The following is a 14,559-nucleotide window of genomic DNA, read 5'->3' as shown; positions in this document are numbered from 1 at the left end:
ATTATAAACTGTATTATCCGCATTTATGCGCTGAAATATTTGCTATTTTGTTGATTGAAAGGGGTTTTATACGTTATGCAGTACGCAGATATAGGAATTGATTTAGGTACAGCATCTGTACTTGTTTACATTAGAGGTAAGGGTGTTGTTTTAAAAGAGCCTTCAGTTGTAGCTTACGATAGAGACACAGAAGAGATCAAGGCAATTGGTGAGGATGCACGTCTTATGCTTGGTCGTACACCAGGCAACATCGTTGCAGTCAGACCTCTTAGACAGGGTGTTATCTCAAACTACAAGATCACTGAGCAGATGATGAGATACTTCATCAAGAAGGCAATTGGTCGTAGAATTCACAGAAAGCCTTTCATTGCTGTATGTGTTCCTAGTGGAGCAACAGAAGTTGAGAAGAAGGCAGTAGAAGATGCTACAAGACTTTGTGGCGCAAGAGATGTTAAGACTATCGAAGAGCCTATTGCAGCAGCTATCGGTGCAGGAATTGATATTACTAAGCCATGCGGCAATATGATCGTTGATATAGGTGGTGGTACATCAGATATCGCTGTTATTTCACTTGGTGGAACTGTTGTTAGTACATCAGTTAAGGTTGCCGGTGATGACTTCGACGAGGCAATTGTTCGTTACATGAGAAAGAAACATAATCTTCTCATTGGTGACAGAACAGCTGAGGATATCAAGATCAAGATCGGTTCAGCTTATCCTAGAGCTGAGAATGATTACCTTGATGTGCGTGGTAGAAACCTTGTTACAGGTCTTCCTAAGACAGTAAGAGTTTCTTCAGAAGAGACTGAGGAAGCTTTAAGAGAACCAACATCTCAGATTATTGAAGCTATTCATAGCGTACTTGAGAATACTCCTCCAGAGCTTGCAGCTGATATTGCTGACAGAGGAATTGTTCTTACAGGTGGTGGAGCACTTCTTCGTGGTTTAGAGGATCTTATCTATTCTAAGACTGGCATTAACACAATGACAGCTGAGGATCCAATGACAGCTGTTGCTATCGGAACCGGTCGCTATGTTGAGTTTATTGTAGGTTATCGTCAGGACTAATAATTTGTTGTGCGGTTCATGGACTGAACTGCAAATAAACCAGGATGGTATGAGGGATTTTGTATGGTAAAGGGTCTTTATACTGCTTACACAGGTATGATCAACGAGCAACACAGAATGGATGTGCTCACCAACAATCTTGCCAATGCCAACACTAATGGATACAAAAAGGAAGGCGCAACATCACAGTCTTTCAGTGATCAGCTTGCGCTGAAAATAAAAGATTATACTGATGCCCCGTTCACTGCGCGTGGACTGGGCATTATTAATCCGGGTGTTAAGATTGGCGAAGGCTATGTAGATTGGTCTGAGGGACCAATGAAGGAAACAAATAATACTTTCGATATGGCTATTGGCGGTTATGGATTCTTTGGAATTGAATACACTAACAAAGCTGTTAATATCGAGAGAGATGTAGCCAATCAGACAAATATCATGTATACACGTGATGGTAATTTCACTTTGAATGCTGACGGAGTTTTAGTAACTCAGGATGGTGACTATGTCCTTTCTCAGGATGGTGGTCATATTGAGATCGACCCGGACCTTCCGGTTGAGATCAATACTCTGGGCGAAATTATTCAGGATGGCGAAGTAGTTGCCACAGTTGGCCGCTTTGATTTTGAGAAGACAACATATCCTGATGGCAGGATAACATATAATAATCTTGAGCATTACGGCGAGAATATGTATATTCCTATCGATGGAACCAATGCTGTAGAATCAACATCAGCGCTTTATGCTGGATTCCTTGAACAGTCCAACGTTTCAGTTGTCGATGAGATGGTCAATATGATCGCAGTTCAGAGAAATTACGATACTAACCAGCGTATGATCACTACAGTGGATTCATCTTTGGATATTGCAGTTAATCAGCTTGGTAGACTTTCATAATATTTTTTGCAAACAATATTAAGTAATTACGGAAATCTGCCGATAAATGGTAAGAGAGATACATTAGGTCACGGAGGACGGATGTATTCAAATGTTATTTGATATTGAAATCGGAGGTGACTTATGGTAAGAAGTCTTTGGTCAGCAGCGACTGGTATGAATGCCCAGCAGACTAATGTAGATACTATTTCAAACAATCTTGCCAATGTTAACACTGTAGGATATAAGGCACAGGGCGCTCAGTTTAAATCTCTTCTTTATCAGGAGCTTCAGACTGTAACAACAACTGCTAATGGCACACCAAAACCAACCAATTCACAGGTGGGACTTGGTGTTAGAACTTCAACCATTAATCAGTTCTTTTCCCAGGGATCATTTCAGAATAGTGATAACCCAGCAGCACTTGCTATAAGTGGTGATGGATTCTTTAGTTATATGGATGCTGATGGTGAGACACAGCTGTATACCAGAAACGGTAATTTCACATGGGCTCTTACAGAGACAGGTGGAACAACAGTAGAACTTACAACAGCTGAAGGTAACCCTGTTCTTGATATTGACGGTAACGCGATCACTATTGATAACGCTATTGCCAGCAGGATTACTATTGGCGGTGATGGTAAGATATATTATCCAAATGAAGAGGGTGTACCTGAACCGGTTAATAATCTTCAGATTGGTATCTGGCAGTTCAGAAATAGAGAAGGTCTTGAGAGAGTGGGTAGTGCAGCTTGGAAGCAGACAGCAGCAAGTGGTGAGCCTGTTCTTGAGGCAGATGCAGACAATATCAAGGTTAGTGAGATCGTTCAGGGTTATCTTGAGGGTTCAAACGTAAATGTAGCAACAGAGATGGTAAACCTTATCGTTGCACAGCGTGCTTACGAAATGAATTCAACAGCAATCCAGACAACTGATGAGATGATGCAGACTGCTAATGGTCTTAAGAGATAAAGTAAGGAGCTAATATGGCTGGATTAGATATTAAGGGGCTTAATGCTACCGCGGTAACTGAATATGCCATGCAGGAGAGCAAGAATGCAAGTACGGTTGCTCTTCAAAAGAAGCTTGAGAGCACGTCTAAGTCATCTACTGATGATGAGCTTATGGAAGCCTGCAAAGGTTTTGAAGCTTACTTCTTGGAGCAGATGTTCAAAGAGATGCAGAAGTCTGTAGATGCTCTTAAACCTGAAAAGGGAGATAATTCCACAAACACTTTGGTTGATTTCTTTAAAGATCAGACACTTCAGGATGTTTGTTCAACATCTGTTGATACTCAGAGTAATGGATTTGCACAGATGCTGTATGAGAACTTGAAGCGTAATTACGACATTCCGGAAGGAAAGTTGGAAAATAAATAACTGATGAATAATATAGCGCGTAATTCTTAAGAAAACTTAAGGATTGCGCGCTTTTTGTTGTGGTATACTATTTGCTATGGAAAAAGAAGTTGTTAAAGGATACATTGATCATTTTATATATAAAAACGCCGAGAATGGTTATGGAGTAGTGAGCCTTGTTGTGGGCGGAGAGGAACTGGTCTGCACTGGCATATTCAAGGATGCTGATGTGGGAGATACTCTGGAGATTGAAGGCGATATTGTAAATCACCCGGTTTATGGTGAACAGCTCAAAGTGGCTAATTTCAAGATCATTATGCCGGATGATGCTGTTTCTATGCAGAGATATCTTGGATCAGGAGCTATCAAAGGTGTTGGAGAAGCTCTGGCTGCACGAATTGTTAAGAAGTTTGGCGCTGAAACCTTTAGGATCATAGAAGATGAGCCGGAGAGACTTGCTGAGATCAAAGGAATCAGCGAGAAAAAGGCTATAGATATTGCTATGCAGATGGCTGAAAAGAGGGAAATGCGCGATGCCATGATGTTTCTCTCTCAATATGGTATCAGCAATACCATGGCTGTTAAGATTTTTAATACCTATGGATCAAGGCTATATGGCATCATTCAGGAGAATCCATATCAGCTTGCTGATGATATTTCCGGTATTGGTTTTAGAACTGCAGATGAGATTGCGGGTAAGATCGGAATAAGAGTCGATTCAGAATACAGGATCAGAAGCGGCATTTTGTTCACTCTTTTACAGGCATCGCTTGATGGAAATACATATCTTCCTATTGATGAGCTTGTGCCCAAGACATTAGCTCTTTTGGAAACAGGACCAGAAGCGATTATCGATTCAGAAAGTGTTCGCACTCAAATAGCTAACCTTACAATGGACAAGAAGCTGGTGGTCAAGAATGACACTAATATTTTTGCTGCCAGTTTTTACTATGAGGAGCAGGGCTGCGCAGTAATGCTCTCTGATCTTAATCTTACTGAGAAGACTGAGCCGGCTGAGGAAAAGGTGTATCTGGACAGGATACTTGAGATTGAAAAGAGAAAAGGCATTGAGCTTGATGCCCTTCAAAGAGATGCGGTTTTAAAGAGCATTTCTAATGGAGTGGTGATAATAACTGGTGGACCAGGTACGGGTAAGACTACCACTATCAACACTATAATTGAATATTATGCGAGTCAGGGCATGGATATAATGCTGGCGGCACCTACGGGGAGAGCAGCAAAGCGCATGACTGAGACTACAGGATACGAGGCCAGGACCATACACAGATTGCTTGAAGTTTCAGGACAGATGGATGATGAAAAAGGTTCAGGCGTTCATTTTGAGAGAAATCGAGATAATCCTCTGGAAGCAGATGCCATCATCATTGACGAGATGTCCATGGTAGATACACATCTCTTTTATGCATTGTTAAAAGCTCTGGTACCTGGAGTACACCTGATACTGGTGGGAGATAGTTCTCAGCTTCCAAGCGTTGGAGCAGGTCAGGTGCTTAGCGACCTCATTTCCAGCCAGAAGTTTCCAACTATATATCTGAAAAAGATCTTCAGGCAGGCGGAAGAGAGTGACATAGTAATGAACGCCCACAGGATCCACAACGGTGAAAAGCCTGTTATTGATAATAAGAGTAAGGATTTCTTTTTCCTTGAAAGAAATGACAGTAACGTCATATACAAACATATGGTACAGCTCATCAGGGATAAGCTTCCTGCGTATGTTGATGCCGGACCTTATGATATCCAAGTGCTGACACCTATGAAAAAAGGACCACTTGGAGCACAGCAATTAAATCTGGTCCTTCAGGAATATTTAAATCCGCCGGATCCTTCTAAAAAAGAGCATACCTATGGCGATATGACACTTCGTGAAGGTGACAAAGTCATGCAGATCAGGAATAACTATCAGGCTGAATGGGAAGTTGTAGGTAAATACAATGTTCCTATAGATTCTGGAATGGGAATCTTTAATGGAGACATGGGAATAGTAAAAGAGATCAATGAATATTCTCAGGATCTTGTGGTGGAATTTGATGAGCACAGAAGAGTCAGGTATCCTTTCTCTGAACTTGATGAACTTGAGCTGTCTTATGCTATTACGATACATAAATCACAGGGAAGTGAGTACCCTGCAGTTATTTTGCCACTCCTTGGTGGACCAAGAATGCTTCTTAACAGAAATCTTCTCTACACGGCGGTCACAAGGGCTAAAAGTACAGTCTGTATCCTTGGAAGTAGCCAGACTCTGATGACTATGGTTGATAATGAGGAGCAACTCAGGAGATATACAGGACTTTCAGATAGGATAAAAGAAGTTTTTGATGCAATTTGATTTTATTGATAAAGCTCTGAGTTTTTTGTATCCAAGGCACTGCCCTATATGTGATGAACTGGTTAAAAGTGGAGAGCTTGTTCATTCAGAATGCCAGAAAAAGGTAAGGCTTATATCTGGTTCAAAATGTATGAAATGCGGCAAGCAGCTTGGAATGGGAAATGACAGTGAGTACTGTAGTGACTGTGTAAGAATAAAGCATAGATTTGAAAGAAACTTTGGCGTGTTTCAGTATAGGAGCATATCTGGATCCATATATAAATTCAAATACATGGGAAGACAGGAATATGCAGATTACTATGCTCGTGTGACAGCCAAAAAACTGTCTAAAAAGATAAAGCAGCTTGGTGTTGAAGCAATAATACCTGTTCCAATGTATAGTGGGAAGAAAAAGCAGAGAGGCTATAATCAGGCTGAAGTATACGCCAAAAAGCTTGCAAGGGAACTAAGAATTGAATATAGAGATGACATCATAGTCAGAGCCAGACCGACATTACCAATGAAGAAACTGGACGCCAGAGGCAGGCGCATTAATTTGAAAAAGGCTTTTAATATAGTGCGAAATGATGTAAAATTTAAGTGTATACTTATTATTGATGACATCTATACAACAGGAAGTACCATTGATGAGATCGCCCATGAGTTTCAGATGGCGGGAGTGGAGAATGTTTATTCTCTGACACTAGCTATCGGGCAAACTACTTAACATAAATGGAGGTCAGAATTATGAACATTCGTAATTGTTCTAGGTGCGGAAAGATGTTTAATTACATTGGTGGACAGATGATTTGTGAACCATGTAAAAAGGCCTTGGAAGAAGATTTCCAAAATGTAAAGAAGTACATTGAGGAAAATCCACATGCCGATATTAAGCAGATCGCCGAAGATAATGGGGTTACAACAAAGCAGATTCAGCAGTGGATCCGTGAAGAGAGACTAATGTTTTCAGAGGGATCTCCAATTGCACTTCAGTGTGAAAAGTGTGGAGAGCCTATTTTGACAGGAAGATTTTGTGCTAAATGTAAAGGTACTATGGCAAATAATTTAACTAATACATTTGCTAAGCCTCAGCCTGCTGTTCAGCAGCAGCCTGTAAAGAAAGAGACTAAGGCAGGTATGCGCTTCCTGGATACTTAAGGAGCAAAAATGTTAAATGAAGAAAAAGTCATTTTGATGACCAAGATGACTGCGTTTATGGATCGTGAAGGCAAAAAGAACGGAACTATCAATTCCTACTTTAGAAGTGATTACATTGGCTTTAACATTATCAAGTCGGTGATCAGTGCTACAATAGTTTTTGCAATTATTGTTGGTACATATGCACTTTATGATTTTGAAAATGTAATATCTAATCTTTATAATACTGATAATTTACTGACAATCGGCAGGAGGTTTCTTATATATTACCTCCTGCTTGTTGGCGTGTATTCTCTTGCATCATATATCATCTATTCCTATCGTTATTCCAAGATGCGCAAGAATATGAAAGAGTATTATGGAAATCTGAAAAAACTAGCAAGAATGTACGAAAAGGAACAATGATATCATGACATCACTTTTAGAATTAAAGCAATACATCAAAAAATTTTATATCAAAAATGAAACTTACATTACTTACATTTGGAAGTTCTTGCTTGCACTTGTATCTATTTTAATGATCAATGGCAAGCTTGGTTATATGAATTCTCTCAATAACTTTGCTATTGTTATGATGGCTGCACTTCTTTGCGCCATCCTTCCAGCAAACTTTATTGTATTTATTTCAGCTGTGTTTATTCTTGGACATTTATATGCGTTGGCACCTGAATGTGCAATGATCGTTGCAATCATTTTTGTGCTGATGTTTTTATTGTATTTCAGGTTCTCACCTAAGGATACACTGGCTGTTTTACTTACTCCTGTCTTTTATTTTCTTCATATCCCATTTGTTATGCCACTTGCTATGGGACTTCTTGGAACACCTGCATCTGCAGTGTCTGTTGCATTTGGAGTAGTTATTTCGTTTGTGATCTCTTACTTTTCATCTAACGCAGCAACCTTTGGAAGCGATGGAGTAGAAGAGGCTGCTAATGAGTTCCATACGATCCTTGCAGGAATTATTGGTAACAAGACTATGATCGTTATGATCGTAGCATTTGCAATAACAGTAGTTATTGTATATATGATCCGCAGATCTTCAGTAGATAATTCATGGAAGATCGCTATTGCTTGCGGAGCAATCTCACTTATCATTTGTATTCTCATTGGAAGTCTTGTGTGTGATGCAGAGATTTCAATAATTGGAGTGATATTTGGTACAATCATCTCAGCTCTTTTGATGCTGGTTGTAGAATTCTTCTCCTTCAGCCTTGATTACAGCAGAACAGAGAAAGTTCAGTTCGAAGATGATGAGTACTACTATTATGTTAAGGCTGTACCTAAGGTTACTGTTTCAACTCCAGAGAGAAAAGTAAAAAAGATAAATCGTGCTAGAGAACAGCACAGATAAGATATAAAGGAACACTATGAAGCAGATAGATTTTCTTTTTGATTTTAATAGAACTAGTCTGCACATGCCGACTATAAGATTTTCAGATATACTAGAAGTCTTTATTATCGCATTTCTGGTATATCATATTTTAGTGTGGGCAAAAAATACAAGATTGTGGTCTCTTTTAAAGGGAATAATCGTCATAGTTGTCTTTATTTTGATAGCTGCGCTGTTTAATATGTCTACTATCCTATGGATCGTCGAGAGAGTATTCAGTATAGCTATCATAGCTATGGTTGTAATTCTGCAGCCAGAACTTAGAAAAGCGTTGGAAGAGCTGGGCCGAAAAAATTTCTTTTCCAATGTGTTATCTTTGGGGGATCCCAAGACAGAAGGCCGTTTTTCAGACAGAACATTAAATGAGATAGTAAGAGCATGTGTTGAAATGGGTAAAGTCAGAACTGGTGCCCTTATTGTTATTGAGCAGAATCATCCTCTTGCTGAGTATGAAAGAACAGGAATAGATGTAGATGGTATTGTTACAAGCCAGCTACTTATCAATATATTCGAACATAATACACCGCTTCATGATGGTGCAGTCATCATCAGAGGCGACAGAGTGACAGCGGCGACATGTTATCTTCCTTTGTCGGATAATATGGGAATTGGTAAGGAACTTGGAACCAGACATAGAGCCGGTATCGGTGTTTCAGAGGCTACAGATTCACTTACTATCATTGTTTCAGAAGAAACAGGAAAAATAAGTATTGCCTACGAAGGCGAGCTTGAAAGAGCAGTAGATAGCGACAGGTTGAGAGAACGTTTGAGAATCTTGCAGGACAAGCATACAGAAGAGACTCCTATCAAACATCTTGCCAGAAAGGCTAAGGTGAGAAAATGAAGAAGATTACATCTAATTGGGGACTCAAACTTGCTTCTCTTATTTTTGCGATCATAATATGGTTTCTTGTTACTAATATTAATGATCCGGTTATTTCAGTAAGATATACGAACGTTCCTGTAACGCTCAAGAATACAAATCTGATCACAGATCAGGGTCAGGTGTACACCATACTTGATGGTAGCGATACTATCAGTTCGGTTACTATTTATGCGCCCAGATCTATAATTGATTCAATTAGCCAGAACAATGTGGTTGCTACAGCTGATGTTCAGGATTTATCTAGCCTTAATACAGTAACCATCAATGTTACGACTAATAAATATAGTGACAAGATCCAAAAGATCGTCACCAGTACGGACGTTGTCAAACTGAGCGTGGAGCGTAAAGCGTCCAAGACATTGGCTCTTACAGCTACTACTTCCGGAACGTTGTCTGATGGCTATATCATCGGAGATGTTACAACAGAGCAGAATATGATCAGGATAAACGGACCAGAGTCAGTTATCCAGAACATTCAGTCTGCAGAAGTTGATGTCGATGTAACAGGCTTTACTTCAAATATTGGAACTGATGCAGACATCATTTTGTACGATGCAGATGGTGATCCTGTAGACAGTTCTCAGGTATCGATGAATATCAAGTCAGTTCGCGTGAACGTTTCTATCTATGGAACCAAGTATGTTCCTCTTAACTATGTAGTAACTGGCGAACCTGCAAATGGATATATACTCACAGGTAAGATAGACAGCAATCCTTCTGAAGTTCTGATCGCTGGAAGGAGCAGCGTTATCTCTTCTGTAAATGAGATCACTATCAAGGATGACGGACTTAATGTCACAGGTCTTTCTAAGAACCTCAACTATACTGTTGATGTTAGCAAGTATCTGCCGTCTGGTGTTACATTTGGTGATCCTGATTATCATGGAACAGCAGCTGTTGTTGTTCACATCGGCAGTGTTTCGGAAGAGACCTATGATGTAAGCACCAAGAATGTTACTATTTCAGGAAAAGTTGATGGCTTTGATATAAATATTGACGATAGCGAACATGATACTGTATCCTTAACTCTTCAGGGACTTAAATCAGAGCTTGATGCAATTTCTGCTGGAAGTCTTGAAGGAACAGTAGATATTGATGAAATATTAGAAAGTAATGGCTTAACAGAAATGACAGAAGGTACATATACAGCGCAGGTAGAATGGAATCTGCCTGAGGGAGTCAAGGAAAAAGCTCCTGTAAGCGTATATGTCAAAGTTGAAAAGAATAATTAAGATTAAGAGGTTATTGTAATGGGAAGATTATTTGGTACTGACGGTGTTAGAGGTGTGGCTAATGATGAGCTTACACCATTACTTGCGATGCAGCTTGGACAGGCTGGAGCTTATGTTTTATCAAAAGAGGTAAACCACAAGCCAACGATCATGGTTGGATGCGATACAAGACTTTCAGGTGACATGCTTGCAAGTGCACTTATGGCTGGTGCATGTTCTGTAGGTGCAGACGTAGTTAATGTTGGAGTTATCCCAACTCCTGGTGTAGCATATCTTACTCAGAAGTACAGGGTAGATGCTGGCGTAGTTATTTCTGCTTCACACAATCCAATGGAGTTTAATGGTATCAAGTTCTTTGATGGCAATGGATACAAGCTTCCAGATGCTCTTGAAGATGAGATCGAAGCTCTTATCAAGAACAACATGGATGGAGTTAAGATGCCAACAGGAGCAGGTGTTGGTAAGATCAAAAACAGAACAGACGCTAGAGAAGAGTACATTAACCACAATCTTAATGCGGTAGATATTAACCTTAAGGGTATGAAGGTTGTTATGGACTGTGCAGAAGGTGCTTCATTTTATACTTCTGTAGAAGCTATCAGACAGCTTGGTGCTGAGGTTATAGTAATTCACAATAATCCTGATGGAACTAATATCAATGCTGGTTGCGGTTCAACTCATATGGAAGAGCTTATGGGAAGAGTTGTAACTGAGAAGGCAAATGTAGGTCTTGCCTTTGATGGCGATGCTGACAGATTCCTTGCTGTAGATGAAAATGGTAAGATGGTTGATGGCGATGAGATCATGGCTATTATCGGTAAGTATATGAAGGACAACGGAAAGCTTGCCAAGAATACTATCGTTGCTACAGTTATGAGTAATCTTGGATTCTTTAAGATGGCTGAAAGAGAAGGAATCCAGGTAGATAAGACTAAGGTTGGCGATAGATATGTTCTTGAACATATGAAAGAGATTGGTGCTAATCTTGGCGGTGAGCAGTCTGGACACATCATTTTCCTTGATGACAATACAACAGGTGATGGACTGCTGTCAGCACTTCATTTGCTTGAGGTTATGGTCAAGACTGGTAAGCCATTATCAGAACTTGCCAAGGTTATGGAGGTTATGCCTCAGGCTCTTGTAAATGCTCATGTGCCAACTCACAAGAAGGATGCTTATATGGATTATCCTGAGATCGCAGGAGCAATTGCAGATCTTGAGAAACAGTTCGCTGGTGATGGAAGAGTTCTTATCAGACCATCAGGAACAGAGCCATTAGTAAGAGTTATGATTGAGGGTAAGGATCAGGGCAAGATTGAAGAAGAGGCCAAGAAGCTTGCTAAGCTGATCGAGGAGGTTATGCTTTAATATGATAAGTCAGAAGGTGGTTATCAGTAATCCCACTGGACTTCATCTTCGTCCGGCGGGTAACTTGTGTAAAGTAGCAATGAATTACAAATCCCACATAACATTTAGTTATGGTGATAACACAGCTAATGCCAAGAGTGTACTCAGCGTTCTGGGGGCATGTATCAAATGCGGCGATGAGCTTACACTTAAGTGCGATGGACCTGATGAAGAAGAGGCTATGGATGCTCTTGTACAGGCCATTGAAACGGGACTTGGCGAATAAAAGCATATTGTGATAAACTATCACATGCGTAAAAATTAGAGAGGAACTTTCGGTAATGAAAAAGGTTAAAGCTATTTTAGCTGCTAGCTTAGCTGCAGCTATGGTATTTGGTTGCGGTTCTTCAAATGATGAATCTGTAACAGGACTTAGTGTTGAGAAACTTGAAAATGTAGAACAGACTCCAGTAGCCGCTGCTTCAGAAGCATCTTCAGAAGTAGTTGATGAAGACACACCACCTGCAGAAGGAATGGTTAGAAGCTACTTCACTAATGAGTGGGTTGATGAAGAAGTAAACAAGAACAGACCTTTAGCTGTTATGTATCCTATAAACAAAGAGGCTCAGCCACAGTATGGACTTAGTAACGTTGCTGTATTCTATGAGATCATGGAAGAGGGAAGCATGAGCCGTCAGATGGGTATTTTAGAGGACTGGCAGGATCTTAGCCAGATTGGAAATATCCGTAGTATCAGAGATTACTTCGTATACGCTGCACTTGAGTATGATCCGGTTATCGTTCACTATGGCGGACCAGAGCTCTATGTTAAGACAATCCTTACTCGTAAGGATGTTGATAACTTAAATGGTGTTGGCGGTGTAATGGGTTCAGATTATGGCGCATTCTTCAGAATTCCTGAGGGAAGTACTTCTGAGCACACAGCTTTCACAGATGGCGCACATGTATCTTCTGCTATTGATAAAGCAGGTTTTTCACTTGAACATAGAGATGAATTTGAAGGCGAGCCACACTTCACATTTACTGGCTATTCAAATCCTAACACATTATCAGATTATTCAGATGCTGTAGATGCTACAGAGATTAACATGGCAGGATGCTTCCCTGTAACAAAGTCAGCACTTAAATACGATCCAGAAAAAGAGGTATATCTTAAAACCCTTTATGGTGCAGAACAGAAAGATGCACTTACCGGAGAACAGCTTGCATTCTCAAATGTAATCATTCAGAGAACATATCATGAAGTTCGTGATGATAACGGTTATCTTGCTTATCAGATGCATGATACAACACGTGATGGATATTACATTACTAAGGGCAAGATGATCCACATCAAATGGGAGAAGACAGATGACTACGGTCCTACTACTTACTATGATGACAACGGCAATGAGATCGTGCTCAATACCGGTAAGACGATGATCTTTGTAATTCAGGAAAAGGGCGGTTCATTCTCAAAGTTTGAAGTAAATGGTGTCACCTACGCAGATTGATATTTCTAATTGGACGGCAGTGATGCCGTCCGATTTTGTGATTAATAGGAGAACAATATGGAAACAATAATTGTAACAGGTTGCAATGGACAGCTTGGTAGAGCAATCAATAAGGAACTTAACGGCAAATATGAACTTGTTAATACAGATGTATTTCAGGGAGAGGGAATCACTCCTCTTGATATTACAAATGTAGACGCAGTAGTCGAACTTGCAAGAAAAGTTAAGCCCTCAGCTATTATTAACTGTGCTGCATACACAGCAGTTGATAAGCAGGAAAGCGATGTTGATCTTTCATACAAGATCAATGCTATCGGACCAAGAAACCTTGCTATAGCATCTACAGAAGTAGGGGCTAAGCTTGTTCATGTTTCTACTGATTATGTTTTTGAAGGAAATGGAACAAGACCATATGTTGAGTTTGATAAAACAAACCCTGTAAGTGTTTATGGTAAAACAAAGCTTGCTGGTGAAGAGTTTGTAAAGCAGTTTGCTAAAGAGTCTTTTATCATCAGAACAGCATGGCTTTATGGAGATGGTAAGAACTTTGTTAAGACAATGCTCTCACTTTCTGAGAAGTATGATGAAGTTAGTGTGGTAAAGGATCAGCTTGGAACACCAACAAGTACAACTGAGCTTGCTAAGGCTATTCATTATCTTCTTCCAACACAGAATTATGGAACTTTCCATGGTACATGTGAAGGAGATACTAACTGGGCAGATTTCACAGAAGAGATCTTTAGGATTGCCGGCAAGAAGACAAAGGTTAATCATGTTACAACACAGGAATACGTTGCCAAGAATCCTCAGTCTGCACCTAGACCAGCCTATAGTATCCTTGAAAACTATATGTTCAAGCTCACATCTGACTTTATGTTTGCAGACTGGCACGATGCAATTGAGCAGTATTTAAAAGAACTACTTTAAAAGGATTGTTTTATGGATTTTATTTCAGATATTTTTAGCAATAGAATATTGATGTCAGCATTTTGGGGCTGGTTTGTGGCTCAGGTTTTAAAAACTATCATTTATGTGGTAGTTAATAAAAACTTCAATCCTGAGAGACTTATGGGAGATGGAGGAATGCCAAGCTCACACTCCGCTACAGTTATGGCTCTTGTAACATCAACATTTTTAACTTATGGAGCAGGCTCTTTTGAATTTGCTATTTCTGGCGTGCTTGCCCTTATAGTAATGCATGACGCAATGGGCGTTAGAAGACAGGCAGGTAAGCAGGCTGTTATGATCAATAATATGATGGACTGGTTTAAAGAGCTTGACCAGGACATCCCTGTTGAGCAAAAACTCAAGGAATTTGTGGGTCATACACCATTACAGGTGCTTTTTGGAGCTATTTTAGGAATTGTAGTAGGCGCGATCGTTATCAGCCTATGATCATTATAAATG

16 protein-coding genes are annotated in these 14,559 nt (G+C 40.0%); all 16 read left to right on the top strand.

Annotation, left to right across the window (positions count from 1 at the left end):
- Window positions 1–75: 75 nt before the first annotated feature.
- The 16 genes from mreB (at window position 76) to bhn_RS12875 (ending at window position 14,547) form a co-directional block, all read left to right on the top strand.
- Window positions 76–1,068, top strand: coding sequence for a rod shape-determining protein (mreB, locus tag bhn_RS12950; RefSeq protein ID WP_071177088.1), 993 nt, complete (start codon window positions 76–78; stop codon window positions 1,066–1,068).
- Window positions 1,069–1,131: 63 nt separating this feature from the next.
- Window positions 1,132–1,962: a flagellar hook-basal body protein gene (locus bhn_RS12945; RefSeq protein WP_071177087.1), complete on the top strand. Its 831-nt coding sequence runs from the start codon at window positions 1,132–1,134 to the stop codon at window positions 1,960–1,962.
- 123 nt (window positions 1,963–2,085) lie between these two features.
- Entirely contained in the window at window positions 2,086–2,913 is an 828-nt protein-coding gene (locus bhn_RS12940) for a flagellar hook-basal body protein (RefSeq protein WP_071177086.1), read from the top strand.
- A gap of 14 nt (window positions 2,914–2,927) precedes the next feature.
- Window positions 2,928–3,320, top strand: coding sequence for a hypothetical protein (locus tag bhn_RS12935; RefSeq protein ID WP_071177085.1), 393 nt, complete (start codon window positions 2,928–2,930; stop codon window positions 3,318–3,320).
- 76 nt (window positions 3,321–3,396) lie between these two features.
- Entirely contained in the window at window positions 3,397–5,646 is a 2,250-nt protein-coding gene (gene recD2 / locus bhn_RS12930) for an SF1B family DNA helicase RecD2 (RefSeq protein ID WP_071177084.1), read from the top strand.
- A complete protein-coding gene (locus bhn_RS12925) occupies window positions 5,636–6,352 on the top strand; it encodes a ComF family protein (RefSeq protein ID WP_071177083.1) in 717 nt (238 codons plus the stop codon). The genes recD2 and bhn_RS12925 overlap by 11 nt, the downstream gene beginning before the upstream one ends.
- A 20-nt stretch (window positions 6,353–6,372) precedes the next feature.
- Window positions 6,373–6,783: a flagellar protein gene (locus bhn_RS12920; RefSeq protein ID WP_071177082.1), complete on the top strand. Its 411-nt coding sequence runs from the start codon at window positions 6,373–6,375 to the stop codon at window positions 6,781–6,783.
- A 9-nt stretch (window positions 6,784–6,792) separates the two neighbouring features.
- Window positions 6,793–7,188 (top strand): hypothetical protein, encoded by a 396-nt coding sequence (locus bhn_RS12915; protein WP_071177081.1) that lies wholly within the window; start codon window positions 6,793–6,795, stop codon window positions 7,186–7,188.
- A gap of 4 nt (window positions 7,189–7,192) precedes the next feature.
- Window positions 7,193–8,134, top strand: coding sequence for a hypothetical protein (locus tag bhn_RS12910; protein ID WP_071177080.1), 942 nt, complete (start codon window positions 7,193–7,195; stop codon window positions 8,132–8,134).
- A 64-nt stretch (window positions 8,135–8,198) separates the two neighbouring features.
- On the top strand, window positions 8,199–9,017 hold the full coding sequence (gene cdaA, locus bhn_RS12905) for a diadenylate cyclase CdaA (protein ID WP_330393217.1): 819 nt from the start codon (window positions 8,199–8,201) through the stop codon (window positions 9,015–9,017).
- Window positions 9,014–10,291 carry a CdaR family protein gene (locus bhn_RS15625; RefSeq protein WP_071177078.1) on the top strand — a complete coding sequence of 426 codons (1,278 nt, stop codon included), beginning with the start codon at window positions 9,014–9,016 and terminating at the stop codon, window positions 10,289–10,291. The genes cdaA and bhn_RS15625 overlap by 4 nt, the downstream gene beginning before the upstream one ends.
- An 18-nt stretch (window positions 10,292–10,309) precedes the next feature.
- Window positions 10,310–11,659, top strand: a complete 1,350-nt coding sequence (gene glmM, locus bhn_RS12895; RefSeq protein WP_071177077.1) for a phosphoglucosamine mutase — start codon at window positions 10,310–10,312, stop codon at window positions 11,657–11,659.
- A gap of 1 nt (window position 11,660) precedes the next feature.
- Window positions 11,661–11,924, top strand: a complete 264-nt coding sequence (locus tag bhn_RS12890; protein WP_071177076.1) for an HPr family phosphocarrier protein — start codon at window positions 11,661–11,663, stop codon at window positions 11,922–11,924.
- Between the two features lie 55 nt (window positions 11,925–11,979).
- On the top strand, window positions 11,980–13,152 hold the full coding sequence (locus bhn_RS12885; RefSeq protein WP_071177075.1) for a DUF3048 domain-containing protein: 1,173 nt from the start codon (window positions 11,980–11,982) through the stop codon (window positions 13,150–13,152).
- Window positions 13,153–13,209: 57 nt separating this feature from the next.
- Window positions 13,210–14,079: a dTDP-4-dehydrorhamnose reductase gene (gene rfbD, locus bhn_RS12880; RefSeq protein WP_071177074.1), complete on the top strand. Its 870-nt coding sequence runs from the start codon at window positions 13,210–13,212 to the stop codon at window positions 14,077–14,079.
- A 12-nt stretch (window positions 14,080–14,091) separates the two neighbouring features.
- The gene (locus bhn_RS12875; protein WP_071177073.1) at window positions 14,092–14,547 is read left to right on the top strand and encodes a divergent PAP2 family protein; all 456 of its coding nucleotides are present in this window, start codon (window positions 14,092–14,094) and stop codon (window positions 14,545–14,547) included.
- Window positions 14,548–14,559: the final 12 nt, after the last annotated feature.

The sequence above is a fragment of the Butyrivibrio hungatei genome (assembly GCF_001858005.1).
In the GTDB taxonomy this organism is placed as follows: domain Bacteria; phylum Bacillota; class Clostridia; order Lachnospirales; family Lachnospiraceae; genus Butyrivibrio; species Butyrivibrio hungatei.
This window is presented reverse-complemented; position numbering and strand designations above follow the sequence as displayed.

What these genes read in the sequence shown, in the direction of transcription:
- recD2 (WP_071177084.1), top strand. Translation starts at nt 3,397, where the DNA reads ATGGAAAAAGAAGTTGTTAAAGGATACATTGATCATTTTATATATAAA.
- bhn_RS12890 (WP_071177076.1), top strand. Translation starts at nt 11,661, where the DNA reads ATGATAAGTCAGAAGGTGGTTATCAGTAATCCCACTGGACTTCATCTT.
- bhn_RS12935 (WP_071177085.1), top strand. Translation starts at nt 2,928, where the DNA reads ATGGCTGGATTAGATATTAAGGGGCTTAATGCTACCGCGGTAACTGAA.
- bhn_RS12920 (WP_071177082.1), top strand. Translation starts at nt 6,373, where the DNA reads ATGAACATTCGTAATTGTTCTAGGTGCGGAAAGATGTTTAATTACATT.
- bhn_RS12940 (WP_071177086.1), top strand. Translation starts at nt 2,086, where the DNA reads ATGGTAAGAAGTCTTTGGTCAGCAGCGACTGGTATGAATGCCCAGCAG.
- bhn_RS12925 (WP_071177083.1), top strand. Translation starts at nt 5,636, where the DNA reads ATGCAATTTGATTTTATTGATAAAGCTCTGAGTTTTTTGTATCCAAGG.
- bhn_RS12945 (WP_071177087.1), top strand. Translation starts at nt 1,132, where the DNA reads ATGGTAAAGGGTCTTTATACTGCTTACACAGGTATGATCAACGAGCAA.
- bhn_RS12910 (WP_071177080.1), top strand. Translation starts at nt 7,193, where the DNA reads ATGACATCACTTTTAGAATTAAAGCAATACATCAAAAAATTTTATATC.
- glmM (WP_071177077.1), top strand. Translation starts at nt 10,310, where the DNA reads ATGGGAAGATTATTTGGTACTGACGGTGTTAGAGGTGTGGCTAATGAT.
- bhn_RS12915 (WP_071177081.1), top strand. Translation starts at nt 6,793, where the DNA reads ATGTTAAATGAAGAAAAAGTCATTTTGATGACCAAGATGACTGCGTTT.
- bhn_RS12875 (WP_071177073.1), top strand. Translation starts at nt 14,092, where the DNA reads ATGGATTTTATTTCAGATATTTTTAGCAATAGAATATTGATGTCAGCA.
- rfbD (WP_071177074.1), top strand. Translation starts at nt 13,210, where the DNA reads ATGGAAACAATAATTGTAACAGGTTGCAATGGACAGCTTGGTAGAGCA.
- bhn_RS15625 (WP_071177078.1), top strand. Translation starts at nt 9,014, where the DNA reads ATGAAGAAGATTACATCTAATTGGGGACTCAAACTTGCTTCTCTTATT.
- bhn_RS12885 (WP_071177075.1), top strand. Translation starts at nt 11,980, where the DNA reads ATGAAAAAGGTTAAAGCTATTTTAGCTGCTAGCTTAGCTGCAGCTATG.
- mreB (WP_071177088.1), top strand. Translation starts at nt 76, where the DNA reads ATGCAGTACGCAGATATAGGAATTGATTTAGGTACAGCATCTGTACTT.
- cdaA (WP_330393217.1), top strand. Translation starts at nt 8,199, where the DNA reads ATGCCGACTATAAGATTTTCAGATATACTAGAAGTCTTTATTATCGCA.